Annotated in this window: 36 protein-coding genes; 4 read left to right on the forward strand and 32 right to left on the reverse strand. The window is 42.3% G+C overall.

The genetic code is table 11. The features are described from left to right. Nucleotides 1-251 precede the first annotated feature (251 nt). The 3 genes from ACHUFN_RS11610 to ACHUFN_RS11620 form a co-directional block, all read right to left on the reverse strand. The gene (locus tag ACHUFN_RS11610; protein WP_394222798.1) at nucleotides 252-572 is read right to left on the reverse strand and encodes a sulfurtransferase TusA family protein; all 321 of its coding nucleotides are present in this window, start codon (nucleotides 570-572) and stop codon (nucleotides 252-254) included. A gap of 147 nt (nucleotides 573-719) precedes the next feature. Beyond that, nucleotides 720-1685, reverse strand: coding sequence for a phosphoadenosine phosphosulfate reductase domain-containing protein (locus ACHUFN_RS11615; protein WP_394222550.1), 966 nt, complete (start codon nucleotides 1683-1685; stop codon nucleotides 720-722). A gap of 191 nt (nucleotides 1686-1876) precedes the next feature. After that, nucleotides 1877-2110, reverse strand: coding sequence for a hypothetical protein (locus ACHUFN_RS11620; RefSeq protein ID WP_394222551.1), 234 nt, complete (start codon nucleotides 2108-2110; stop codon nucleotides 1877-1879). Nucleotides 2111-2308: 198 nt separating this feature from the next. Between ACHUFN_RS11620 and ACHUFN_RS11625 the strand changes: the two genes are divergently transcribed. Both ACHUFN_RS11625 and ACHUFN_RS11630 read left to right on the forward strand, forming a co-directional pair. Next, nucleotides 2309-2512 (forward strand): hypothetical protein, encoded by a 204-nt coding sequence (locus ACHUFN_RS11625; RefSeq protein WP_394222552.1) that lies wholly within the window; start codon nucleotides 2309-2311, stop codon nucleotides 2510-2512. 51 nt (nucleotides 2513-2563) lie between these two features. Further along, nucleotides 2564-2902, forward strand: a complete 339-nt coding sequence (locus tag ACHUFN_RS11630; RefSeq protein WP_394222553.1) for a hypothetical protein — start codon at nucleotides 2564-2566, stop codon at nucleotides 2900-2902. Nucleotides 2903-2957: 55 nt separating this feature from the next. Here the strand turns inward: ACHUFN_RS11630 and ACHUFN_RS11635 are convergent, their stop codons facing one another. The 10 genes from ACHUFN_RS11635 to ACHUFN_RS11680 all read right to left on the reverse strand — a co-directional run bounded on the left by ACHUFN_RS11635 (nucleotide 2958) and on the right by ACHUFN_RS11680 (nucleotide 7096). Then, a complete protein-coding gene (locus tag ACHUFN_RS11635) occupies nucleotides 2958-3206 on the reverse strand; it encodes a hypothetical protein (protein ID WP_394222554.1) in 249 nt (82 codons plus the stop codon). A gap of 2 nt (nucleotides 3207-3208) precedes the next feature. After that, nucleotides 3209-3469, reverse strand: a complete 261-nt coding sequence (locus ACHUFN_RS11640; protein WP_394222555.1) for a hypothetical protein — start codon at nucleotides 3467-3469, stop codon at nucleotides 3209-3211. 8 nt (nucleotides 3470-3477) lie between these two features. Further along, a complete protein-coding gene (locus ACHUFN_RS11645; protein ID WP_394222556.1) occupies nucleotides 3478-3912 on the reverse strand; it encodes a hypothetical protein in 435 nt (144 codons plus the stop codon). A 2-nt stretch (nucleotides 3913-3914) separates the two neighbouring features. Continuing rightward, complete coding sequence (locus tag ACHUFN_RS11650; RefSeq protein WP_394222557.1) at nucleotides 3915-4157, reverse strand: hypothetical protein; 243 nt, start codon at nucleotides 4155-4157, stop codon at nucleotides 3915-3917. A gap of 110 nt (nucleotides 4158-4267) precedes the next feature. Continuing rightward, entirely contained in the window at nucleotides 4268-4474 is a 207-nt protein-coding gene (locus tag ACHUFN_RS11655) for a hypothetical protein (protein ID WP_394222558.1), read from the reverse strand. 527 nt (nucleotides 4475-5001) lie between these two features. Continuing rightward, nucleotides 5002-5226: a hypothetical protein gene (locus ACHUFN_RS11660; protein ID WP_394222559.1), complete on the reverse strand. Its 225-nt coding sequence runs from the start codon at nucleotides 5224-5226 to the stop codon at nucleotides 5002-5004. Next, a complete protein-coding gene (locus ACHUFN_RS11665) occupies nucleotides 5213-5407 on the reverse strand; it encodes a hypothetical protein (RefSeq protein ID WP_394222560.1) in 195 nt (64 codons plus the stop codon). The genes ACHUFN_RS11660 and ACHUFN_RS11665 overlap by 14 nt, the downstream gene beginning before the upstream one ends. A gap of 175 nt (nucleotides 5408-5582) precedes the next feature. After that, nucleotides 5583-6002, reverse strand: coding sequence for a hypothetical protein (locus ACHUFN_RS11670; protein WP_394222561.1), 420 nt, complete (start codon nucleotides 6000-6002; stop codon nucleotides 5583-5585). A gap of 124 nt (nucleotides 6003-6126) precedes the next feature. Continuing rightward, nucleotides 6127-6669, reverse strand: coding sequence for a helix-turn-helix domain-containing protein (locus ACHUFN_RS11675; RefSeq protein WP_394222562.1), 543 nt, complete (start codon nucleotides 6667-6669; stop codon nucleotides 6127-6129). 4 nt (nucleotides 6670-6673) lie between these two features. Continuing rightward, nucleotides 6674-7096, reverse strand: coding sequence for a hypothetical protein (locus ACHUFN_RS11680; protein WP_394222563.1), 423 nt, complete (start codon nucleotides 7094-7096; stop codon nucleotides 6674-6676). Between the two features lie 534 nt (nucleotides 7097-7630). On the opposite strand from ACHUFN_RS11680, the gene ACHUFN_RS11685 reads away from it, so the two are divergent. After that, nucleotides 7631-8248 (forward strand): outer membrane beta-barrel protein, encoded by a 618-nt coding sequence (locus ACHUFN_RS11685; RefSeq protein WP_394222564.1) that lies wholly within the window; start codon nucleotides 7631-7633, stop codon nucleotides 8246-8248. Between the two features lie 85 nt (nucleotides 8249-8333). Here the strand turns inward: ACHUFN_RS11685 and ACHUFN_RS11690 are convergent, their stop codons facing one another. From ACHUFN_RS11690 to ACHUFN_RS11720, 7 genes are all read right to left on the reverse strand, one after another. After that, nucleotides 8334-8585, reverse strand: coding sequence for a hypothetical protein (locus ACHUFN_RS11690; protein WP_394222565.1), 252 nt, complete (start codon nucleotides 8583-8585; stop codon nucleotides 8334-8336). Between the two features lie 2 nt (nucleotides 8586-8587). After that, nucleotides 8588-8899 (reverse strand): hypothetical protein, encoded by a 312-nt coding sequence (locus ACHUFN_RS11695; protein ID WP_394222566.1) that lies wholly within the window; start codon nucleotides 8897-8899, stop codon nucleotides 8588-8590. Nucleotides 8900-9014: 115 nt separating this feature from the next. After that, complete coding sequence (locus ACHUFN_RS11700) at nucleotides 9015-9137, reverse strand: hypothetical protein (RefSeq protein ID WP_394222567.1); 123 nt, start codon at nucleotides 9135-9137, stop codon at nucleotides 9015-9017. Between the two features lie 89 nt (nucleotides 9138-9226). Further along, complete coding sequence (locus tag ACHUFN_RS11705; protein ID WP_394222568.1) at nucleotides 9227-9478, reverse strand: hypothetical protein; 252 nt, start codon at nucleotides 9476-9478, stop codon at nucleotides 9227-9229. Nucleotides 9479-9590: 112 nt separating this feature from the next. After that, a complete protein-coding gene (locus ACHUFN_RS11710) occupies nucleotides 9591-9983 on the reverse strand; it encodes a hypothetical protein (protein WP_394222569.1) in 393 nt (130 codons plus the stop codon). A gap of 82 nt (nucleotides 9984-10065) precedes the next feature. Next, nucleotides 10066-10650, reverse strand: coding sequence for a hypothetical protein (locus tag ACHUFN_RS11715; RefSeq protein WP_394222570.1), 585 nt, complete (start codon nucleotides 10648-10650; stop codon nucleotides 10066-10068). Next, nucleotides 10650-11213: a hypothetical protein gene (locus ACHUFN_RS11720; RefSeq protein ID WP_394222571.1), complete on the reverse strand. Its 564-nt coding sequence runs from the start codon at nucleotides 11211-11213 to the stop codon at nucleotides 10650-10652. The genes ACHUFN_RS11715 and ACHUFN_RS11720 overlap by 1 nt, the downstream gene beginning before the upstream one ends. Nucleotides 11214-11428: 215 nt before the next feature. Here ACHUFN_RS11720 and ACHUFN_RS11725 point away from each other — a divergent pair, with 215 nt between their 5' ends. Next, nucleotides 11429-11632 carry a hypothetical protein gene (locus ACHUFN_RS11725; protein WP_394222572.1) on the forward strand — a complete coding sequence of 68 codons (204 nt, stop codon included), beginning with the start codon at nucleotides 11429-11431 and terminating at the stop codon, nucleotides 11630-11632. A 56-nt stretch (nucleotides 11633-11688) separates the two neighbouring features. On the opposite strand, the gene ACHUFN_RS11730 is transcribed toward ACHUFN_RS11725, so the two are convergent. The 12 genes from ACHUFN_RS11730 to ACHUFN_RS11785 form a co-directional block, all read right to left on the reverse strand. Next, nucleotides 11689-12000 (reverse strand): hypothetical protein, encoded by a 312-nt coding sequence (locus ACHUFN_RS11730; RefSeq protein WP_394222573.1) that lies wholly within the window; start codon nucleotides 11998-12000, stop codon nucleotides 11689-11691. 10 nt (nucleotides 12001-12010) lie between these two features. Continuing rightward, on the reverse strand, nucleotides 12011-12328 hold the full coding sequence (locus ACHUFN_RS11735) for a hypothetical protein (protein ID WP_394222574.1): 318 nt from the start codon (nucleotides 12326-12328) through the stop codon (nucleotides 12011-12013). 263 nt (nucleotides 12329-12591) lie between these two features. Next, nucleotides 12592-12948, reverse strand: coding sequence for a hypothetical protein (locus ACHUFN_RS11740; RefSeq protein WP_394222575.1), 357 nt, complete (start codon nucleotides 12946-12948; stop codon nucleotides 12592-12594). 316 nt (nucleotides 12949-13264) lie between these two features. After that, the gene (locus tag ACHUFN_RS11745) at nucleotides 13265-13504 is read right to left on the reverse strand and encodes a hypothetical protein (RefSeq protein ID WP_394222576.1); all 240 of its coding nucleotides are present in this window, start codon (nucleotides 13502-13504) and stop codon (nucleotides 13265-13267) included. Nucleotides 13505-13506: 2 nt separating this feature from the next. Further along, entirely contained in the window at nucleotides 13507-13860 is a 354-nt protein-coding gene (locus ACHUFN_RS11750) for a hypothetical protein (RefSeq protein ID WP_394222577.1), read from the reverse strand. 138 nt (nucleotides 13861-13998) lie between these two features. Next, nucleotides 13999-15864, reverse strand: a complete 1866-nt coding sequence (locus ACHUFN_RS11755; protein ID WP_394222578.1) for a class I SAM-dependent methyltransferase — start codon at nucleotides 15862-15864, stop codon at nucleotides 13999-14001. Nucleotides 15865-16267: 403 nt separating this feature from the next. Next, the gene (locus ACHUFN_RS11760) at nucleotides 16268-17443 is read right to left on the reverse strand and encodes a hypothetical protein (protein WP_394222579.1); all 1176 of its coding nucleotides are present in this window, start codon (nucleotides 17441-17443) and stop codon (nucleotides 16268-16270) included. Between the two features lie 254 nt (nucleotides 17444-17697). After that, on the reverse strand, nucleotides 17698-18012 hold the full coding sequence (locus ACHUFN_RS11765; protein ID WP_394222581.1) for a hypothetical protein: 315 nt from the start codon (nucleotides 18010-18012) through the stop codon (nucleotides 17698-17700). A 119-nt stretch (nucleotides 18013-18131) separates the two neighbouring features. After that, nucleotides 18132-19574, reverse strand: a complete 1443-nt coding sequence (locus tag ACHUFN_RS11770; RefSeq protein WP_394222582.1) for a DNA cytosine methyltransferase — start codon at nucleotides 19572-19574, stop codon at nucleotides 18132-18134. Nucleotides 19575-19673: 99 nt separating this feature from the next. Then, complete coding sequence (locus ACHUFN_RS11775) at nucleotides 19674-19916, reverse strand: hypothetical protein (protein WP_394222583.1); 243 nt, start codon at nucleotides 19914-19916, stop codon at nucleotides 19674-19676. Between the two features lie 17 nt (nucleotides 19917-19933). Continuing rightward, complete coding sequence (locus ACHUFN_RS11780; RefSeq protein ID WP_394222584.1) at nucleotides 19934-20113, reverse strand: hypothetical protein; 180 nt, start codon at nucleotides 20111-20113, stop codon at nucleotides 19934-19936. Between the two features lie 32 nt (nucleotides 20114-20145). Next, complete coding sequence (locus ACHUFN_RS11785) at nucleotides 20146-21105, reverse strand: adenine nucleotide alpha hydrolase family protein (protein ID WP_394222585.1); 960 nt, start codon at nucleotides 21103-21105, stop codon at nucleotides 20146-20148. Between the last annotated feature and the right edge of the window lie 137 nt (nucleotides 21106-21242).

Below are 21242 nucleotides of genomic sequence, written 5' to 3' on the forward strand. Positions count from 1 at the left end.
TCTATTTTCTCAAGCCCATATTACTAAAGATAAACGTGATGCAAGAGGCAGAGCGAAAGGAGGTGAGATATCTATGAGAGAAGGACGGTTAATGTCGAACAATGAGGAGAAAAAGAGAGGGGCAGAACTCATACCCCTCACCAAGCAGTCAATATGATTAATCAACCTTTCGAATTGATTAATAGGATTAACAAATGACCGTAGACAAGTTTAATTCAGGCGCTCATGACGCGCAATAAAGACGTTGTTTATTAAATTGCTGGTTCGTTGAGTGACTTGAACCAGTGATAGCGTGGCCAATTTTCTTTTTCTCCTTGATACCAGAGAAAGCAACTCTTAGCACGCTTACGAATTGTGTTTCCTTCGGTAAGTTCTTCAAAGGGGCCATGGCCTCTTGGGAAATAGTGTTTTAAAAATTTACCGACCTCCATACCTTTCTCAACTGTCAAGAATTCGCATAGCGCTGATTGTGAAAAACCACTTTTTGAAACTCGAACAAAGAATTTTTCACCTTCTGACATTTGTTTAAAAGACTTGTCAGTCCTAACGATAGGTAAGTGTCTACTTTCCATAAAAACTATTATTTCCTGCTAATTTTCAATACAACTATCCTTACACAATATGTTACCTAAAAATAGGTAACTGGTATCTACGGTTGACGATAAAGAGTTAAGGATAGCGCGTCCTTGCGCCTGCTATGAACCACTGTCGCTGGTGGACTATGCCGCCTCGAATTCGATGGTTTGCTGGTCTTCTTTAATAGGCTGGCCCGGCATGACCTCACAAGATTCAGAACACATAGTTGGGTCGTCTTCGGTGTACTCAGCTTCCATGCGAAGGGCATCAACAAGCGAATGCTTATCAAGTATACGGCCCATACGAATGACGTTATCGATAGAAAGCGTTCCACGGTAGATTACCCCTCGGCCATACTTATCAGAGTCTTTTACACGCACTTCATCAGAATGAAGCATGTCACGGAATTCTTGTGCCATATCAGGGTATGCCTGCGCTGCCGCGTAAAGCTTTTTTGGACCTTTTTTCAAACAAAACACACAATTACCGGCAAATTCTTCGATATCTAGGTCAAAAGACTGTTTTGACCACCATTCATTTATTTGCGGCTTACCTGCAAGGTCAAGTTCTGCAAGGTAACGGATAGCACGCTCTTCAGGTACGTCCATCGAGAACATATCGAAGTTTGGATCATAGTAAGTAAGACGCTGCGGCTCATCTGCGCGGATTCCGAGCCATGTGGTGTAGTTACCTTTACCGAATTTATCGTCACAGAATTTGTCGTGTGGCTCTGTCTTCATGCGGCTAGTGCAGTAAGGCGTGTTAATCGTTGGCACGCCGTATTTAGCAATCATGTCTTTCCACGGCTGGAGGTCCGGCCCCATTTCATCAAGACTGATTTCACGATAGGTAACACCTACATTCATTTCGGGGTGAACCACCGTGCGAATGACTGTTAGCTTAATACCCCAATGCTTAACAATGTTACGGATGAATTCATATGTCTCAGGAGCTTCAGCACCTGTATCCATGAACACAAAATGCACATTCCATCCAAGCTCTTCAACCTTATCTTGCATGATGCGAGCTAGATAGCCAGAAGTACGGCCACCACTTAGGCTTACAACCTGTGGTTTGATGCATGGATTGTGATTAATTGTTTGTTTCATAGCAGCTTTCTCCTCAAGCGATGTATCCAGAATAAGGGTGTATCCTGTGACGCAAGGGGCTTTGACAGCTGAATGCCTGTCTACCAGCGAAATAGCAAAAGGGGATAACTTGTGTCTTTTGAGGAAACAAAAAAAGAGAGGCATTGCCTCTCATCACGTTTAAAAAAACAGGCCGAAATGTATGGGGGGTGTTAACTTGGGAACGCGGTGGCGAATGCCTTCTTGAGTACTTCGATATCGGATTTTAAAGCTGATGAATGATGTGAAGCATTTGCATTGTAGCTTGTGGTTTGCGCTCGCGTGAAACCGTCTCTGTTTGTTCGCTCAATGAATGAGGCATGACACTTGTCTAGTCTTCGTTGAGACTTAACGGCCTCGTTGAGTGCTTCTCTAATATTAAGTAATTGTTCAAGTTCTGGGCTCAAGTCACACTCCTCACAAAGTCCTAAAAATGTCGTTAGGCTTATTGTAATTGATGGGTACATTTCGCAATGTTCGCATTTATGTCTATCAATGATGTTGCTCGCTAAGAGTTAAAGAAACCAAAGTTAATACTTTCTTTTTAAATTAAATGGTTATACTTAATGGAATGACGTTAAATCGCAGTTTGAATGGAATAAACTATGACTACCAGAGGTTATGGTTACCCGATATTAAATGAACTAAATGGTTTGCTTAATCAACTAAACGAAAATGATCCATCCCACAAACACCTAATGGGCGAAGCACGCTTAGTGCTTAGGTTAGGTGAAAGCGCGCATGGCAATAGGCATCGAACCGTGCTTGCACCAAAGCTGATAGAGCAGATCAAGCACCAGATGTCATAGCAAGAATTTTAGGTAAAGGGTTATTAAATAATAATGTGCAATGAAAGAGACTTGAAAGAAAGGATAAATGAAGCTGAAGCTAAAGCATCAGAGAAAGCGTTAACGTGCGATGAGCTCTTGCGCAATAAAGGTCTCAAAGAAGCCATAGAATATTGCGACTCACAGGGTATCGAGCCCCCACAATGCTCTCTTACTGCACAATCTGCTAACGCTGATAGGCTGCGAGAAAAAGCGGCCAGAATGTTAAGTGAAACAACATGGTGGAAGCGAAGGCTCAGAAATAAAGCCAAGCAGGATTTTGAGTTCGAGCAGATTTCAAAAGGCAATGTTAAGAACGTCGTTTCTGAGGCAAGTTTGAGGTATGACACAGCAAACAGGAAACAAAGGTAATGCTTTATGAATAAGAGATATCGTGGGCTAACCATCAGCCCAACGCTATCAGCTTTCAATATTCTTGATCATCAGGAAGATGGTCGAATGTATTTTGAGGCAAAAGATGCGGGTGTGTAACCTCGGCCTCAGGGTAGGCTTCTTTGGCTTGCTCAAGCGTATCAAAAGCGTCTACGAAAGAGATTTTCACTTGGCCAGCGAGAACACTACCTGCTTCATAGCGGCCACCAATATCTTTAACTACAAACGAATCCGTGCTGAATTTGTCGCCGTCCTGAACTATGACCAGCTCTTTATTTTCCATTTTCATTTCCTTCTAAAATTTTTATTCGCTCTGTGAGTGTCTAGCTGCTGTTGAGTTAACGTGGTAAGGCGAGGATACACAGCAGCAAGTTTTTTTAAAAATGCTTTCTCGATGGATTTATTACTTAGGCAGACACCGGAGGTGTATCGCACTAACTGTTCACAGTCTGCGCCTTTGTCAGCCATTCCATGCACTCGCGACATAAATTCATTCACTTTCCTCTGTCTACTAAAGACAATCTTTTTAGCAATAGCATTAGACATGATTGTTCCTAAATAAACGGCTCAAGTTGAGTTTCTAACTCAGCAACAGATAGGTTACGCTCACTTGCAACCTGCTTAATAATGCTAGGCAAGTTTTCAGGCGCATCCTCTTCACTGTCCATTAATATCAAAACCTCTTTAGCGGCAGGCATCTTTACATACACACCGTCACTAAACCCTAAAGTCGATGAAGGCGATGCGAGGCGCTTTAAATCATCATTAGTGGTCGTGATGGGCATGACCTGCTCAATGCTGTGACATTTGACACCAAGGGAGGTGTAATTGTTTTTGACTAGATTTAGTGCCTCGTCAACATTGCGACCAATCGAATAAACAAATTGTGTATCGACAAAGCAATTACTACCATTGAAAGAACGCTGTGGAAATTTGGCAACAAAATTAAAAAGAAAGTAGCCTCGCTTAAAAAAGTATTCCGGTGCCATAATTACGCCTCCAGCCCAAACATTTCGCCATCTTCAGTGGGCGTAAAAGTCAAATCAGGATGCTTAAATTTGAACTTTGCCATGATGTTGATAGCGGCCTCGCTCATGTCTAAGAACACAGATTCTAGGCGCTCACCACGAAACGTACCTATCCAACCTTGTGACGTTTCTTCATAACTTACTTGTTCTTCGTCTGTGGCAGTGTCAACGTTTCCGTTCGTTGTAGCAATAATGTAAAAACCCATCGTGGTAACTCCTAAGGTGTCAATATCTGATGGGTTTATAATGGCGCAGTTTGCTATATAGCAAGGGGAGAAGTGATGTCTTTGAGAGAGCAGAGCTACCTATTCAGTGCTTACTCATCGTTTTGTATATGGTTGACCGCGTTGTTGTACACGCGAATATCAGCCTTGACATGTTTGCCAGTAATAGCGTGCGCGAACTGCTCTGCGGTAAGCACTGCCTGACAAAGCTGATCGCCATTCTCACTTTCTATCTCTATAAAGAATTCGCCATTGGTGGATTTGCTGATGGCCACCCCACCTCGTTTATGTTTACTCATCTCTCACCTTCTCATCACTTTTAAAGACATGGTACAGACAAAAAGAAAGCACAGCTATCATCACTGGGCTCACAAAGTAACTTCCACCAATAAATGCAATTGCAAAATAGATAATTCCAATTGGCAGCAAAATTTTTAGTAATATATTCATAATGAAGACACTATTTACTGACTCTATGTAGCCGTAAAAAGCTAATAAGGGCCATTAAAATACATATACCTAAACCACAAAAGAACCATATTCGTCCATTTACAAGTAAGTCTCTATTGGCTCCCAATATGCTCGTGCCTATCCCTATGCTTTGTTTGAAGGGTTCTGCCCAATAAGACATCACTATAGCTCCAACCATCGTTACTGAAGCAATCAATGCGGATTTGATAGATAGCCTTAACCAAAATTCAATTGATAAGTTATTCATCATGATTCCAATTTTTTAATGTTTGGGAGTTAGCAGCCATTATACCTAGATACCCCCCAGTTTTAGAGATATATCAGTCATATACACTAACATAGTTCATAACCACACCTATGTTTTGTGCTGAACCGTGGGTACCGATTGTACATCAACCACAACCACATCATCGCCATCATTAAGTGAAAGCGTGTCTTTCAGAGACAAGTGTAAATCGGCATGACACATGTCGGCCAATGGGGAAGAGCTAACCACACGAAACCAATTGGTATTGCCGTCGCTATCTTCGATACCAACAAGAAAAGGTTTGGGAGTACGGTGAAAATCACTCATCGTCATGTTTAACGTCCTCGTCAGTCAGGGCATTAATCTTGGCATCTAGCTCGTTGAGCGTGACTAAAAGGGACGTCCTTTGGCAGTCATCGGACGTTACCCCTGTTTGCTTAACGAATCGTTCTACCAGTTCGCGAAGGGTCTCTGAGTGTGAATCGAGCAAGTGTTTTACGTGACGGGCGCTCATAGAATTATCTCCTAGTTACTCAAAATAACGCTTTGTTTCGATAGCTTTATTATGCAGGGAAACGCAATCACACAAGGGGGGGAGGGATGTCTTTCAAAGACATTGTTTAACTTAGAAAAGCTTGAGGGATGGATAAAAGCGCCGTCCATGGAAGACAACGCTTTTAGATGACGTGTTACAGAACTACGCGCTCAGTGAGTGACAAGTCAATGACTTCTATTGAATCGTTGTTATCAATTTCAACAACGTCCGTAACGGCGTTGATGACATCCTCTTCGCTCATCTCACACAGTTCAAGCGTGGTTTCAACGCGCACATGTTCCGTTGAGTATGTTTTGCTGTTTCTGATAATAAGCAGATAGGTTTTCAATTCAGACAGTAGTTCACCTTCTTCGGGAGAAGCACTGGCTGTAGGCATGGCCGGGTTATCGCTGTTAGTGAATTCATAATCAGCTAAGAACCCGGACGATACCGACTCGCGCAGCATTTCATTGAGGCCATCAGCAATATGGTCAACATTGTGCGAGTCATTAGCAGAGATCACTAATCGGGTGTTGATTACTGCATGTTTGGCATTAGCGGTGTAATTATGCATTTTGGGTTACTCCGTTTGATTTAATGTGCTGATACGATAGGTTTATTATGAATCTGTTTAGGTACACACAACCCAGCCAGCAATGTCTGTTGAAGACATCGCTGACAGTTGTAAATCAAGATAGCTAGATTATGCTGCTAACAACCTTTAGCAGGCGCTCTTCAACCCATGAGGCTTTATCCTCAGTCATACCCATGCCGACAATGACTCCGTTGAAGGTTATAGGAAAGATAGGATAATCGTGACGCTCTCCGCGTAAGCTTTCTTCAAGCGACACGGGAAGGGCAGTGTATCCTCGCTCTTTGGCGTCATCCCAGCTCCTCTTTTCACCGTTTATTTGTGGTTCGTATTTAGCGAGATAGTCCACCAAAGAAAACAGCACGGGGGCAATAAGAAATGCGGTCACGCCTCGGCCTTCCTCAGCAAAACCATATACGTCACTGTTGTGGGGCTTACCCTCCAATAGATAGGAGGGAGAAACGTTGAAGAACGACCCAATGCCAAGCAACACATCCGTATTAACGGTGCGTCGTACCCCTGTTTTCATTGTACTGAATGCAGATACTGAAAATCCTTGACCCTTTTTGTGAGCAAGCTCTGATAACTGGGCTACAGATGCCCCCTTAAACAAGGTAATAACCTTGAAAACCTTACTGAACATACTCATCGTTCTACTCAGCTCCCATTAAGTCGGTCATCACAGATAAATCAAAATAGTTTTCAAACCACAACCAGATTTCGAATCGTTCTGTTCCTACATCAAAATGTAGAAACGGCTGTTCGATGTAATCGTCATCGTTTATGGGTACATCACTAAAAGCACCCCAAAGGACTTCGGCCACGTATATAGCATTATCGAGAGGCCAAATGTCGCCCTGAGGGTGCTTTACGCGTTCAGTAACCACATAACACCAAGCTTCTTGCTTAGTGGTGAAACCACTGGTTAATTCTGATAATGGCTCGGGAAATACGGCCTGATATTGCTCCCCATTAAAGGAAACAGTGAATCGATGAGAGCGGGTGGCTTCAATGTCAGCTAGTGAAGCATGAATAATAATACTGCGTGCATTTGTTGTCGCCAATTGCGTATGCATGTTTGTTCTCCTACATATTGCATGTAGGTAGAATATCGATATTTAGAATGTGGCAAGTGATAACAGAATGTCCATCAAGGACAACTAATAACTATGGGTAATTACTTAAATGTTATGACTTTTGCTGGTTTACGGAGGGAGACACTTTCACACCGAACCCACATCCATTCGTCGGCTGGAAATTCACCTTTGCTTGGTACAAGTGCGAACAGAGCTTCTGGGAAGTTTGTTGCGATGACGTAATACAAATCCCCTTCATACTCTACATAAATGTTGGCATGGTGAGCCATGGAATTAAATTCTGCTCTTTGCATACATCAGTCACTTAATAAATCACACGCCGTTAATATACCCTATTTTTTATTTATGGGAACACTAAAAATCTACCGAAGACACAAGAGCGGTGCCGTGTTTATGAAATAGAGCTATATCAACAATTAAGGCATTTTCACCTATAGACGAAAGTATAAAGTGGTGCTAGATTTCGCACCGCACTAAGTTTGTGTATATATTAAATATTAAAAGGAAGTACATATGCATCTTAAAAGTAAAATCACAGCATCTTTGGCTGCACTTATCGCAGCGTCTTTCCCAGCAGTAGCTGATGATTATGCTGGCAATGCACCAAAATGGGATCTAGTTGAGGTAGGTTATGTAGAAGCCGATTTCGACGACGATGACGTATCACCATCTGGCTTTAACGCTTCGTTCCTGAAATCACTAGGTGAAAACTTTTTCCTTACAGGCCGCTACCGCGAGGTTAGTGAAGATGAAACGTTTTCAGGTATTACTGTAGACGTTGAGTTATCACAAGTATCAGTTGGTGCTGGTTATAAATATGGCGTGACTAAAAACACTGACGTTTTTGCGCAGATCACATACGAAAATCTAGAGCTTAAAGCATCAGCACAAGGTGAGTCTGGTTCAGAAGACGAAAACGGATTCGGTGCAGCTGTGGGCGTTCGATCAATGGTTATTGACCAACTGGAACTAAGCGCACAAATTGGTTACCTAGACATCGCTGATGAATCAGAAACAGCATTCAGTGCATCGGCCTACTACTACTTCACAAACAATGTAGCTATTGGCGCAACCTACGAAATGTGGGACGGCGTAGACTTCATGGGTGCGAACTTACGTTACGCACTCTAAAGCTTCTTCAATAGAACCAGCTTCACGAAAAAAACCCGTCTTTTGGACGGGTTTTTTTATAACTTTTTTAGAGTGGAAGGCTAAGCTACTCCTCCCAATAGAATGTTTCACGTAGTTGAGAAGTCATGTCGACATTATTGAATGAGTACTTCATATCAACATCAGCGTCATCTTCATTGCCACCATGCTGAGCAGTGACATACTTACGAATGTCATCAGTGTTAAGGGCGCTTGGAACTGCTAGTACTTGAATATCTGAATCGGTATCTTCGATAACATTATCAATACCTACCTCTTCTACAATGGCCTCTGCTACAAATCGAGTTACAAGTATCATAACTATGCTTCCTCAGCCGTTTGGTATAGTTCGCTATCTGGATTACGAAGTTGCTCTATGAATGACTCTGCTTGCTCTTTGAAGCTGGCCTTCACGGTATTGAAAGTGCCGTCTGGTTGGCGATAGTTAATAAAAAATGCACAACCAGAAGTCATGTGAACCTCTTCATCGTAATCAGGAGAAGATGGACGATTATCAAGGGCAGTAACCAAATCTACCGTGAACTTGATGTGTACCTTCTTACCTGCACTATTCTGTGTGGGCGTGTTGTTAGTGATAAGGCGCGTGCGGTATAAATCTTTTAGTGATGACATAGCATGGCTTCCTGTTGTTCATTGCTTAACTGCTAACAAGATTACTATGTCTTGAGGTAACGCAACCGGGCCCCCAACACTCGGGGGCAATTTAACTCTGTCTTTCAGAGAGTTCTTAGTTAGAAATTTCGCTCTTATTTGCAGTCTCTTCAGTCGACACTTGACCACTTTCTTGCGTGCTTGAGCTATTCAAGCTCTCTTTCATTTTCTCTGCAAAAGGAAGCGTAACAATAAACATGAGGATTGCTATAACTATGCATAGCATAGTTATAATAAGCTTCCACTCACCTAAATCTACATTTTTATCCGAATCTATATTCTAACCTCTTAATTAAAAAATTTTATTGCAGAACTCAAGATAGTATCGTCTACCTTTGCGCCTTGCATTTTATCGATTGCACCACCGTTATCATCTAATTCTAGCTCCGTGTTTTTAGGGATGAAGGCGAGGTTATTAGGGTTTTTAACGATTAGAGTGCCTTTCTTATGTGCCCAGTCTTCATGACCTAAAAATTGACTAACTTCACCACACTCAATACCATCCCAGTACAGGGTTGGCGACTTATTGCAGTTTGACATTTACAACCCTCCTTTAAACGTTGAATGATAATAGCCTATACAATTATTTAAAACGCACATGCCCAACCAAAAATAATCCGAATTATGGTTTACGAGGGATGATATCAGATTTTTATTGTTCATTAGCCTCGGTAGTTTCTAGCAACTCGTCAATGAACAAATATGTTGAATCCATTGCTCCGCAATCGTTACGTTTATCCCAAACGTCAAATACAACCCCTTCATCCGTTCGGATGATATGTAGACTCGTGTAGTCAAATGTTGCAATCACCATCGCTGGTGTATCAGATAGAGCGATGAAAGGACGGGTGTTATCGCTTTCGTCAACGCAGGTCGTAAATATTGATTCACCATTCCCGGCTAATACATGCAGGATGGGATTATTATCAGCGTTAATATCGTATTTCACCTCTAAAGGCACAGTTGAACCTTCAACATTTAGCGTGGCATTGAAGCCTGCTTGGGTATCTCCGTGGGGCGTGATAGTTTTTAGTGTAATGCTCATGCAGAACCTCCTTAATTGATACCCCAAACATACGACACGCAGGCGCAGGGCAAGTAGCCCAGTATTGTCTATGGGAGAAATACTAATACCTTCGCCTCAACGCTTTGTGTCTAATCACGTTGCTCGACATGACTCTGATAAACACGCGGCATCCAGTATTCGCGATTCGACCTTTATGAAAATCGAAGGTCGTATACGTGATAGGAACGCCATTACCTATCTCAAAACCTTTGCCCTCATCGTGTAAATCGTGTCCAAGCATATGAGTGAACAACTCTCGGCGGCCTTCCATGTCTGATGGGGGAGTTTTAACGGCATAGGAGTCGAAGGAGTGCTGGTGGAACATCGTTCTCATTCCGTCAGGCCCGAAGCAAATAAGGGCATACTGTTCGGGGTCATCACTATTCATTTTGCCGTCTAAATGCCAACCCGTGTCCAAGCAACTGCGCTTAGAGGTTTGAAAGTTCGTTACATGAACGGACACTGACAAATACCTCCTTGGCTCGACCATTGATGCAAGGGTTTCTGCCAAAGCCGAGTATTGTGGATAGACTTTGATAATGTGAGCTAATTTGACGTCTTTGACGTTAATGGCAGGTAACGCATCGGCATCAATCGATACCGGCGCGTGCTGCTGCATAGAAGCGTTATATATGACAGACGACACTACTTTGCCTCGTCATCAGTGACCTTATCGTCAATGAGGTTACAGATTTCCGCTAGGGCAAAGTTAACTTGCTTTTTGTGTTCGATAAATTCTTTTACCGTCTTTGATATAAGCGCCTCAACCATTTCTATGTCTATGCGCGTTTCACCGACTTGCTGTAATCCTCGAAGGATCTCTTCGTAATCTATACCGCTTGCTTCATCAAGATATTCATTTACAAATTCATCTTCCAGATAGTGAATTACCTGAGCAATGTCCTCGTTAAATTCACTCCGTTCCAATTCAACATTAAACACAGATTTAATAGTGGAGAGTACGAAGTCTAGCCCCCCTGCTTCTTCGATAGCGGCATCTTCATAGGTCGCGCTAACAGGGCGAGTATCCATGTAGCCGTTATTATCGTCATTACAGTGGACTTCTTCGATAGTGATTTCGCTCACCTTAAAAGCTGTCATCAACTGATGAAGATTGGCAAAAGAAATGAGTTGCGTTAAGGGAGTTAATGAATGGTGAAGAACAAGAGCCTGTTCTACAAAGTGCTCGTTGATTTTAGCTGGGTTCATGTGTATCTCCGTTATCAAGTTGATAAGGTTATACTTTCATGGATTCAACTGACACAAGTGCCGCACCATGGTCTTTGATAGAAAAAGCTAACAATGAACAAAAAGACACCAGAAATCTCCAATTAATCTACCTCTGTGGTAGATTTTTTAACGAAATTTGCGATTAGAAATATTGGGGATAAGGTTGCCGTAAATCAATAAAGGAGATTTACATCATGCATCAAATAATCACAACAAATGGAATAAAACAACTGGCTAATGTTGCAGGCCAAGAGCCGCACACTGAACCTCTGTACAATGAATTAAATAAATTGCTTGAACATGGTGTTATTGGGGAGGAAGCGGTCGCGCAATGGGTTACTCAGTTTACGGATTTGGACTTTAAGACGACGGTTAAACCATTATCATTGTTACTGTAGAGCTTTTTAATAGCAAAAAGGGGCATTGCGCCCCTTTGTCTATCAAAGATAATTCATCATGCAGCCACACTGTCTAAATACAGGCAGTGGTAGCAATCAGCAACGTAGCCGTAAAGGTTGCCGAGGACGTCCTTACACTCACTGGCCGCATCCTCACTCACTTCACCTTTCTCTATCATAGATTCGATAACCTTAAGGCTCTGAGTTTGTTTGGTTCGCCAGCTTGCGATTCTGCTTTTTATTCGTGCTTTTGGCAGGCCGAGTATTTCGGCTTTCTCTAAATCAGCTTGGAGGCTATTAATTTTAAGCGTGGCCTCGTACTCCTTCTTCCAGTATGAGGCGAACCGGCGTTTCTGTGCATTAGTCATATCCTTCCTCCTACGCGATTTCTTCAAGGTATTCGGCATGCTTCTCAAGCAGCGCTTCAACTAAGCCGTGAGCATCAGAACGGCTATCACGCTTGTAGGTTTTACCATTGAAAACAACTTCGAATGAAGAGCCTGTGATAAAACGTACAGATTCATCATAACAAGACGCTCCTTCTTCGTTTGAACAGGCCGTTACGACAAACACTTCTAGCGATAACTTAGCTTTGTGGTCGTGCCATGCGGCGATACGTTGACGAAACACCCCGGCAAAATCATTTTCGTCAAGGAATTCTTTGATTTGGCTTTTAGAGATAGTGTCGATGTTCATGGCTTTATCCTATTAGCGTTTGCATCAAATGATGCGTTGTGCTGTGTACGTATTTAGATTAACGCCATGATTGATACCGCAACCCCTTTCACTAACGAGAAACATGTCTACCAAGGAAATGTAACAATTAGATAAGCTCGCAAGAGCCCTTTAGGTATAGAGAATTAACAAAGAAAAAAATAAAAAAGGGAGTGTGGTTGCCACACTCCCTTCACGTTTATCAAAGCCAAGGCTCAAAATCTGGGCCTGTCAAAACATACCTATCAGTGCGCTTTATCTGAGAGGCGTTTCTGCCAATATTCGGCAGTCGCGATACCTTCAATAAGAGGCAATGTGATGTCGTGATATCTATCTAACCATGCTAGCAACTGAGGCACTTCTGAGACGGTCTTTTTTGCGTGCTTCATATACATGGTTAAGATCGAGTAAATCTGCTTATCTGTTGCATTCAGGCCATGCATTGACTCTAGCCAAGCCTTGAAGCCGTTCGTATCGAGATAGTCCTGCTTAAACTTTTCAAATGAAGGCGGCACTTCCATGAAGGTAATATACTTTTCTACTTTACTGTCATAGATAGGGCGAAGAAATGTATCAAAGGTTTGAAAAGTCGCGGTATTCATAGCAATTTCCTGTGCTGTTTTTGTGGACGTTCTATTATGTCACCCGTTTCGATAGCGCAACCCCAACTTCAACAAGAGCAGGAAGAACCATACTTTCAACATATTTCATTCGATATAGAATAAATGGCAAAAAAATACTATGTCTATCAAAGATAAAGCATCGCTCATAACAAGCTATTTTGAATAAGAAATATCCACAGATAATGTGCGCACATTATGTTTTACCTGTGGATAAAAGTAATCGTTTTAATCAGCTAAATGTGTATTAAAGCTTTCCAAAAGGCGCAGAAACATTGCTTTGCCCTGCGCCGTGAAATTATCTAAAAGAAATGTTATTTCTAGCACATGTATCACGTATAAGGTCGGCAACAACTGAAGCTTCCCACTTCATCAAATTCATCCGTAGACAAAGCTGGTTAAAGCGGTCCTGAGCAATACGATGCTTTCCATGGCGAATTGCGGAAAGTACTGGTTGAATATCGGTGTGAATTGGATGAGCCTGACTTCGCCAGTTAAGAGCTAGTCTTTGGCCGACTTTATAGGTTCGAATACTCATTTTTAAATCTCGACTTGGGTACTTGGAAAGAGTTCAGTGAATATTGAGTCGCATAAGTTCCACTCCACTTCGGAAGGCGATAACCATGTAAGCGCATCCTGTATCAATATCAGACTGTTATACTGTTCCTCGGCCCAGTCTTCATATGACATCTTGCCTTCGCCAAGCAAATCGAACAGGTTTTCAGAGGTTGGTGAATCAAGTTCCGTCATACTAGTATGATAATAGTCCGTCGTTGCTATGCGAGGCTCATTCGGCGATAAATCTTCAGCTTCGCGGATACAAGCAACCCCGCCGTCTTCAGTGAGCACAGTAAGTTCTTTTTCGTTCTCATTGATCAATAGTCTGAACTTCATAGCATTATCCTTCTATTAGCGATTTCATTAATTAGATGTTTCCTGTATGTCATCCAGTTTAACTCGGGCGAAGATATGGCAAGGGCTAGGAATGGAAAGCCCTCCTTAAGTTAAGAAGGGCAATGATTGGCAGTTGAATTATTGAGGTTGGCAAGTCAACGAGAGAATATTGCTTGCTTGAATCTTCATGGTGTCACTGATAGACCATGCTTCATCAGTTGGCATTGTTTTACTGTCGGTCTCATCAGCAAAGTCTGCCTTAGCGCGACACCAACCTAATAGACGGCTAATGGTGACATTAAATTTAAGCATCGCAGCCTGATTGAAGGCTAAGTGGCGATTGCCGTTAAGGTAGTACTTGATTTTAAGCAGGTCAATTGTCTTACCATCAGGCGTGTTACCTCGAATCAGATAAGCTTTGCCAGCTTCCATGTTTTCGTAGGCCTCTGACATATGCAGGTTGCTGTAACCCAGTAAACGAAAGACAACAATTAAATCGTTCGTGAACTGACGCGTATTTTCATTGAGCCCATGTTCCCAAGAATAAGAACTAAAGTTTCTAGAGCCAGAGTGAATAAAACGATAGTCTAGCACGCGTTTACATTCGCGTGACGGGTCTCCTTCCTCATATGAGCTATAGCGCCAGCGGTCAGAGAAAACGCGCTCATTGGACTTGTAGTAGCGCAAAATAGACTCTTCGCTAGTCAGTTTCTTATAAACAGAAATCAACGATTCCTCAATCAACTCGTTACCCATGTCCACCGCATACGAGATAACATAAACAGCGTTGGTATAGGTAAAATCCAGCGCGGTCTGTGATAGCTCATTAAGCAAAGCGGTTTTATTTTCGCTGGTGAGCTTTTCCTTTATCACATCGAGGTGATTAAATAACATCGACCAATATACGCGACGAAAGCCAAGAAGCTTGGCGCGAACGCCCGTTACTAAGTCTTCATGTTTAACACCTAGCTCGCCTAATAGCACTCCGTCCAATTGGCCTATCAATTTGTATTGATCCAATGTGCGCGTCATGTCTCTTTCGTATTGATCAAGAAGCGCCCACAGCACGCCACGGCTTTTCACGACTTCAAAGGTTTCTGATGTTTCATCGTTCATTTCACGCTTGATACGTTCGCGTTCTACGTGCTCATTAAATTCGTTTGTCGTCGTAGAATTGGTTTTCTTCAAGCCAAGCTCTTTATCGATAAACATCAAAAAAGGTGATGTTTTATTGATACCCAGCGATGCCCGGTACGGGTGAAACATGCGACTTCTATCTTGAAAGCGCTTTTCATAGGCCGCCATCTCTTCAGCTACAGCTTCTGCGCTCATGTCCATGAAGCTAAAGCGAACTACATGTACCTTAGCGCGAGCCTTTCGCTCAGCATCGAAGAAATCCGACTTGGCGAGAATTTCGCTGTATTCCAGTCCACGGTTTTGCATCGCTGCCTTGATGTCTTTGTTATCTACCCAGCGTTGAGGGATAACCGCGTACAATACTGTAAAATCAAGCTCTTCAAGGATACGTGCTACCCATGCCGCATAATCCCTATAGGGAGGGTTTACGAAAGCAAAATCGGCCGTTTTAGAAATTAGGTTCGTTTCATAAAAATCGGTACCTATAAGGCTTATGTTTTTGCTTCGGTAAGAGTTGATGTGAACGGTGCTTTTTTCAATCGCATAGGCTTTGAAAGGCTTATCTAGCTTATCTTTTTCTTCATTAAGCAAGTCACGCAGCGCCGTTACCACTCGACCATCTCCGGCACCAATATCTAGGATTGTTGGTTGCTCGTTACGACCAGAAATCTCATAAGCTTCCTTCAGTCGAGCGATGTCGTTTTTAATGGTATCTATCTGGCCTTTTGTTGTAGGAAACCACTCATAGTCTTGATTTAACTCTTGAAGAGCCTTCAATGTTTTGCTGGTGGTAACTGGTTCTACTGGGGCAATAAAAGTGCCGGTATCTGAATGGTCAAAACCAAAGCTTGATTGAATATCTAACATAGCGAACTCCGTCTTAATTTATGAGTCCACTTTACCGTCTGACCAGATAACGCAAGGCTATCTCCTTCGTCGACGGTAGAAAGAGAGAAACGCTAAATTTGTTCTGTAGAATAGGCGAACGCTAACTACCCTCATTGGCTTTAGCCAGTTGGGTACTTAGTGAGGTTATTTATATATAAAATGAATAGAGTCGAGACTTTAAAAGAACACGCCCCCTAAGACATCAACGAGAGATTAAAAATCTAAGGGGGCGCTACACTTTTTTTAACGCCGTCAGTGACTAAGTGACAGCATATGCATTATTCAATATTTAAAACGCGCAATCAAGTGCTTATATTATCCACATAAATCAGCTTACTGTAGAATATTTCAACACGTTCAGTTGTATCTGATATTTGCTTTCCTATACGAGACCTAAATTAGCTAAAATTTCCACGGTGTTAGTTCTAACCTGAGGGCTGAGAGTGCTTCGACAGTAGGTTTCAAAAAACAGTCCAACGTCGTATTCAGAGTTGTAATTGAAGCGCCCTAATAGCTCCCACAGCTCATCATTATCTTCAGCACTCTCTATGTCCTTCATAGACACACTTAGTGCTTTGGCGAAATTGGCCTGAGCATTACGGGGAAGGCAATGATAGTGTCCCAATAAATCACCAAGGACCTCTGTTTCATCCCAACTCCCAATGCCTGATAAGGAGGCGTGCGACATGCCATGCTGCGCACACTGCACCACTTCATCAAGTACCTGATTGTGCATCTCAGTGAGCAGGCGGCCTTGTCCAATGTGTTTGCGAAGCTTAGTGGCATCACAAGAAAAATGGGTGAGTGGCGCTTTAAATTTGGCCTCATGAACTAAAGCAGTTTCAGCACATCCCAAAAAGTGAACCCGTGATGGATTAACGGCTTGTACAAAATCAAATGTTTCTCTGGGAGACAACGCTTCTGCATTTGACGGCAGGCCAACAATAAAATCGAAACCCAATAGCTCACGGCAGCGGTTATAGTGTTCTTTAATAGACAAAGCTCCTTTCTGCATGGGTACCATGAAAGAGACTCCTTGCTGGTAGAGTTCTTCGATGTCTTGGTGATATTGCACTAATAGGTCGTAGCTATTTTGCTGTTTACCGACTTCATCTGGCGCGACGACAATAAGGCCATCAAGATTTTCGCACTGGTCGATAACATCGCGATAGAGGGCGAAGACTTTTTTAAAGTTGATTGGCGGCGTCAGAGGGTTTTTAAGCGTCTTTTTGAAGACACGGAATGCACCGCTATCAATAAAGACATGGCCACCTTGAGAAACATAGTCAGCCACTAGCCCTCTAACGGGCGCTGAAGCATCTAAAATACAAATACCAATAGGCGACTTGGCACGAATGTAACCTAATATATCGGCACGAGCGCTCGACCCAGAACGATAAGTGGTAACGTTTGAGGCTGGATTAAAGTCACTAACAAAGTCACCTTGTTCACGTTTGAATATGACATCTTCTAATTTTTGTTCCCAATCGTATCGCTTTACATCTACTGGGTTACGTTTCACTGGTGCAGGTGCACTGCCAAACATATCAACTTGCATCTTGCTTCTCTAATTTTTATTGATATGTGTATTCTTGCAGTAGTTGAGATAACGCAAGGTAGCCATATCCCGTATGGCATGTATTTGGAAGAAGGCGTTGACAATGAAAAAAAAGACTAAGAAATAGAAGAAATGACAGAATAAGCAAAAAATGAATTTCTGATTTTTCTTAAGCAAAAGTGGTGATGAGTAAGTGTGGAAATGCCGCAATGATTGGGAAATTGGCGGCATCGCCACGCGAATTCATACTAAGGTTAATTAGCCCTTACGAGTTTAGTCGCAAACATTAAAATACCTGCGCAAACTGATGCCCCTATTCCCCAGATTATTCCCGTCATAACGTAAATAGCAGACTCAGCAAAATCCTTTAGTGAAGAGATATTCGAAAGGTCTGCGACAGAAAAATAGATGATCAAGATCACAGCACTGCTTACAGCCGCGACTGAATGAGCAAACCCAGCGCTTAATGATTCATATTGTTGTTTAATAAAAAAGTGAACAAGAAGCCCTACTAAAAACGCTACTGTATATGTCCAGAACCCATAACCTAAAATATCAATTGGTGTCATTCCAAAACTCCTCTTAAATAGATAACACTCATTTATTATTGCACGATTCTGAATACCGCAACCAACTGATTAAAAGATAATTATATCTTTATCTATAATTTTAATTTCAAATATGAAATTTAGAATGCCATCGCTAACTGACCGTTGTCTTCAAGTAAGGTTTTAATTGTTAATTTCCCCTGATTCACTGCTTCTACACGTTCGCTACCAGTTAACCAATTCCCAATATGACGCCCTACGGCTGCCCATGGTTGTGGAGCCACAGAATTTCCAAGCATCATATGCGCTCCAGTTACGTTAGTTCGTGTTGTAAGGTGATGCGAGCCTTCACCAATAGATACTACCGCTTGTTTATATTCACCATCCATGCGACGCACATTGGCGTGCTCTGAAACAGTAAGCAGTCTATGAACTGATTTGTTTTCTGGATGCGCTAAAAGTGGTGTATCAGCTTTGCATTTAGCATATGTGGCTGGGATTGTTGGCATTGTCTTATCATGCATTTCAGCTACACACATTTTATGGTTATGGCCGTGCTCGCTGTTCTTTTTTGCAATGTGCGTCATATCTCGCCATGCTTTATCATCTAACGCCATAGGTTCAACTATGTCCTGAACGCGCCTTTCTTCAGCGCAGGTGGATACCAGTTTAGTCATATCCAATCCTTGTAGGCCTTTCGATACCCATACTAGGCAAAGTCTTTTTCTTCTTTCAAAATCACCGTGATCGTGGCCATTAACAACGGTTTCAGTTCTATAGTAGCCAGTAGCTGACATTACTCTGTCCATCAGTGACAGCGTTGTACTATTCAGCATATTGTCTGAATTTTCTAAAACGACGAGTGCAGGGTTTGCGCGATTTATAATATCTAACGTCGGAATGAACAATGCTCCAGCATCATGTTCTAAATCACGCTTTCTGTTTGCGCCCTGCTGTCTTGAAAAGGGTGTGCAAGGGTAACCAATGACTAGGCAGTCGAGCTCTGGCACCAAACTCTTATCCATAGTCATAATGTCGTCGTGAACGAACACAGCGTCAGGTGCAGTCTGTTGCCAAATTGGGTTAGAGTTTACGTTCACATCAGCTGGCAGACGTTCCAGCTCATTTCCGAAAGCCATGGTTGTACTTAGACCGGCAGCTAATAGCCCCATATGCAGTTGTTTTGAAAGTAAACCAATACCCGCGAACAATTCGCCCATACGCAAAGGAATTCGCTTCTTAACTTTGTTAATCAGTGACTTTTCACGTTGTCTGACACGTTTCTCGTGGTGATAGACACGAAGGATGATTTCCCCCTGTTTGTAGTCAACTGATACACGATCACAATCAGGTAATGTTTGGCCTAGCTTTTTGTTTCTTAAATCCATCAATGGGCCACGGCCGCAGTTCAAAACCTTACGCTCAGAATCTGGGTTAACAATGATGCGAACGCAATTATCTTCGTGAATTTCCTCAAACCCGACACCGGCTTCAAAGCCAATTTTTTCAAGAGTTTTATTGTTGAGGTAGACGCGGTGACCGCCTTTAGTTTTCTTAAGTGAAAGTGTCTCTATCTGTTTCATGGTGCCTCCTACAGCAAATTCGATAGAGCCATAATGACATGGTATGAAGGGAGGCAAGAGGGCAGGTAGACCCGAAGGCCTATCCACGAGAGAAGATGGTTATTCGTTAATAGGAGTAATATTATCTAACCACAGTCGAAGGTCTTCTTTAATGTCTTTGAGAGAAGATTCACCACTTTCATAATGAAATTTACCATACACCCAAACAGTCTCGGCATTGGCGTTATTGTGATACCCCTCGTTAAGAACCACCTCTATCACCTCACTGTCTTCATCTACTTTTTCTATCAGATGAGAGAGTTTTTTTGGAATCCACGATTCGATACGCTTTATGTTTAACAAGACAGGCCTCCTATTGACTATGACTTTTTAAAAAATTCTATCTGTCCACGATATTCAGGATGATGCGGTCCAATTTCTACTGCTTCCCCTGAACGCACATGTGTGCGGTAGTGAGATATTTTTGCTGCCCCATTGCCGCTAACAAGCTTCTGACAAAAGAAGCAGCAATGTTTTGGGTATGTACGTTGTTCAGCCATTTGAAATCCTTTAGTTTCATTAACGCAAAAAGTTAAAATGAAGTATTAACGCAGTGCCCGTGACTCATGCGGTACTCATGAACTTTGGCATCGCTCCAATCAGCGAACTTTTCTTTAGCCGCTTCTATCACCTCAGGTAAATAGCGCTTACCCCACACACCAAGATTACGATTCTCTATTTTCGTTTTGCCCGATTTAGTTTTGACTTCGATAGCATTCAGATGGCTCCACTTATTCAATTTAGCCTTTTCTAGCGCAACCCATTCATTTAAAGCTTCACCATAGTTTCGTCTGAGCCATTCAACCTCTTCTAAACTGCCGAAGGGACAAAAAATACAGTTGGAAGGCAAAGGAACAATCTCCCCGACGCTTTTGATATAGGTTTGACAAGCAGCCCTGTCCATTCCGAGTTCAACAAGGGGATAACTGTGTGTCACTGATTCGCGGTACCAAGTCGCCTTATTATCTTCAGCATTTGTCATTCGCTTCTCTTCGTTTTTAGCGATACCAATGATCATGCGAATTTTGCCTGACTCTTTTGCAAACTGTTTTAGGCCAGACTTTCTGCCCGTCTTCACACCATATCGCTTGCCAACGTAGTCCTCTAAAAAACGATAGATAGGATCGATTTTAAGGCGCTGAGAGCAAATCTTAGGGTATGCTTTACTCCCTATTGCATTTTTCACCATGTAAAAGTGCTGGAGTGATTTCCAGTCGCCTGTGTGATAGCCCATATCGTTCGTAATGAAGACGAACTCAATACCGTATTTCTTGCACTTACTTTGAAGATAACGCACATGCTCATATGTTTCTGAGTGCTCATTACCTGTGTCGCTCATCACTACAAGAAAATCGTTAGGTGCGTATTTAGTGCGGAAATCAGGATCATTGATGTATTTGTACAATAATGCCGTACTGTCCTGCCCAGCACCCATTGAGAGAACGGTAAGTTTTGGCTCATTATTTTGGGGGGCAAATAAATCCTTCATCATTGTCCTGAAACTCTTTAACAACCTTGCTTTGATATGTAAAAGGTATCTTGGATTTCAATGACGCAACCTCTTACTAGAGAGGGGTTATTGAATTAAATATAGCGACGTCTATCTTGGACACTGTGGGTCCTTGAATG

Origin of the sequence: Alteromonas gracilis (assembly GCF_043642145.1) — a bacterium.
GTDB classification, from domain to species: domain Bacteria; phylum Pseudomonadota; class Gammaproteobacteria; order Enterobacterales; family Alteromonadaceae; genus Alteromonas; species Alteromonas gracilis_B.

Coding starts and splice junctions, on each gene's coding strand:
- ACHUFN_RS11610 (WP_394222798.1), bottom strand. CDS start 572: ATGGAAAGTAGACACTTACCTATCGTTAGGACTGACAAGTCTTTTAAA.
- ACHUFN_RS11615 (WP_394222550.1), bottom strand. CDS start 1,685: ATGAAACAAACAATTAATCACAATCCATGCATCAAACCACAGGTTGTA.
- ACHUFN_RS11625 (WP_394222552.1), top strand. CDS start 2,309: ATGACTACCAGAGGTTATGGTTACCCGATATTAAATGAACTAAATGGT.
- ACHUFN_RS11635 (WP_394222554.1), bottom strand. CDS start 3,206: ATGGAAAATAAAGAGCTGGTCATAGTTCAGGACGGCGACAAATTCAGC.
- ACHUFN_RS11640 (WP_394222555.1), bottom strand. CDS start 3,469: ATGTCTAATGCTATTGCTAAAAAGATTGTCTTTAGTAGACAGAGGAAA.
- ACHUFN_RS11645 (WP_394222556.1), bottom strand. CDS start 3,912: ATGGCACCGGAATACTTTTTTAAGCGAGGCTACTTTCTTTTTAATTTT.
- ACHUFN_RS11650 (WP_394222557.1), bottom strand. CDS start 4,157: ATGGGTTTTTACATTATTGCTACAACGAACGGAAACGTTGACACTGCC.
- ACHUFN_RS11655 (WP_394222558.1), bottom strand. CDS start 4,474: ATGAGTAAACATAAACGAGGTGGGGTGGCCATCAGCAAATCCACCAAT.
- ACHUFN_RS11660 (WP_394222559.1), bottom strand. CDS start 5,226: ATGACGATGAGTGATTTTCACCGTACTCCCAAACCTTTTCTTGTTGGT.
- ACHUFN_RS11665 (WP_394222560.1), bottom strand. CDS start 5,407: ATGAGCGCCCGTCACGTAAAACACTTGCTCGATTCACACTCAGAGACC.
- ACHUFN_RS11670 (WP_394222561.1), bottom strand. CDS start 6,002: ATGCATAATTACACCGCTAATGCCAAACATGCAGTAATCAACACCCGA.
- ACHUFN_RS11675 (WP_394222562.1), bottom strand. CDS start 6,669: ATGAGTATGTTCAGTAAGGTTTTCAAGGTTATTACCTTGTTTAAGGGG.
- ACHUFN_RS11680 (WP_394222563.1), bottom strand. CDS start 7,096: ATGCATACGCAATTGGCGACAACAAATGCACGCAGTATTATTATTCAT.
- ACHUFN_RS11685 (WP_394222564.1), top strand. CDS start 7,631: ATGCATCTTAAAAGTAAAATCACAGCATCTTTGGCTGCACTTATCGCA.
- ACHUFN_RS11690 (WP_394222565.1), bottom strand. CDS start 8,585: ATGATACTTGTAACTCGATTTGTAGCAGAGGCCATTGTAGAAGAGGTA.
- ACHUFN_RS11695 (WP_394222566.1), bottom strand. CDS start 8,899: ATGTCATCACTAAAAGATTTATACCGCACGCGCCTTATCACTAACAAC.
- ACHUFN_RS11700 (WP_394222567.1), bottom strand. CDS start 9,137: ATGTTTATTGTTACGCTTCCTTTTGCAGAGAAAATGAAAGAGAGCTTG.
- ACHUFN_RS11705 (WP_394222568.1), bottom strand. CDS start 9,478: ATGTCAAACTGCAATAAGTCGCCAACCCTGTACTGGGATGGTATTGAG.
- ACHUFN_RS11710 (WP_394222569.1), bottom strand. CDS start 9,983: ATGAGCATTACACTAAAAACTATCACGCCCCACGGAGATACCCAAGCA.
- ACHUFN_RS11720 (WP_394222571.1), bottom strand. CDS start 11,213: ATGAACCCAGCTAAAATCAACGAGCACTTTGTAGAACAGGCTCTTGTT.
- ACHUFN_RS11725 (WP_394222572.1), top strand. CDS start 11,429: ATGCATCAAATAATCACAACAAATGGAATAAAACAACTGGCTAATGTT.
- ACHUFN_RS11730 (WP_394222573.1), bottom strand. CDS start 12,000: ATGACTAATGCACAGAAACGCCGGTTCGCCTCATACTGGAAGAAGGAG.
- ACHUFN_RS11735 (WP_394222574.1), bottom strand. CDS start 12,328: ATGAACATCGACACTATCTCTAAAAGCCAAATCAAAGAATTCCTTGAC.
- ACHUFN_RS11740 (WP_394222575.1), bottom strand. CDS start 12,948: ATGAATACCGCGACTTTTCAAACCTTTGATACATTTCTTCGCCCTATC.
- ACHUFN_RS11745 (WP_394222576.1), bottom strand. CDS start 13,504: ATGAGTATTCGAACCTATAAAGTCGGCCAAAGACTAGCTCTTAACTGG.
- ACHUFN_RS11750 (WP_394222577.1), bottom strand. CDS start 13,860: ATGAAGTTCAGACTATTGATCAATGAGAACGAAAAAGAACTTACTGTG.
- ACHUFN_RS11755 (WP_394222578.1), bottom strand. CDS start 15,864: ATGTTAGATATTCAATCAAGCTTTGGTTTTGACCATTCAGATACCGGC.
- ACHUFN_RS11760 (WP_394222579.1), bottom strand. CDS start 17,443: ATGCAAGTTGATATGTTTGGCAGTGCACCTGCACCAGTGAAACGTAAC.
- ACHUFN_RS11765 (WP_394222581.1), bottom strand. CDS start 18,012: ATGACACCAATTGATATTTTAGGTTATGGGTTCTGGACATATACAGTA.
- ACHUFN_RS11770 (WP_394222582.1), bottom strand. CDS start 19,574: ATGAAACAGATAGAGACACTTTCACTTAAGAAAACTAAAGGCGGTCAC.
- ACHUFN_RS11780 (WP_394222584.1), bottom strand. CDS start 20,113: ATGGCTGAACAACGTACATACCCAAAACATTGCTGCTTCTTTTGTCAG.
- ACHUFN_RS11785 (WP_394222585.1), bottom strand. CDS start 21,105: ATGATGAAGGATTTATTTGCCCCCCAAAATAATGAGCCAAAACTTACC.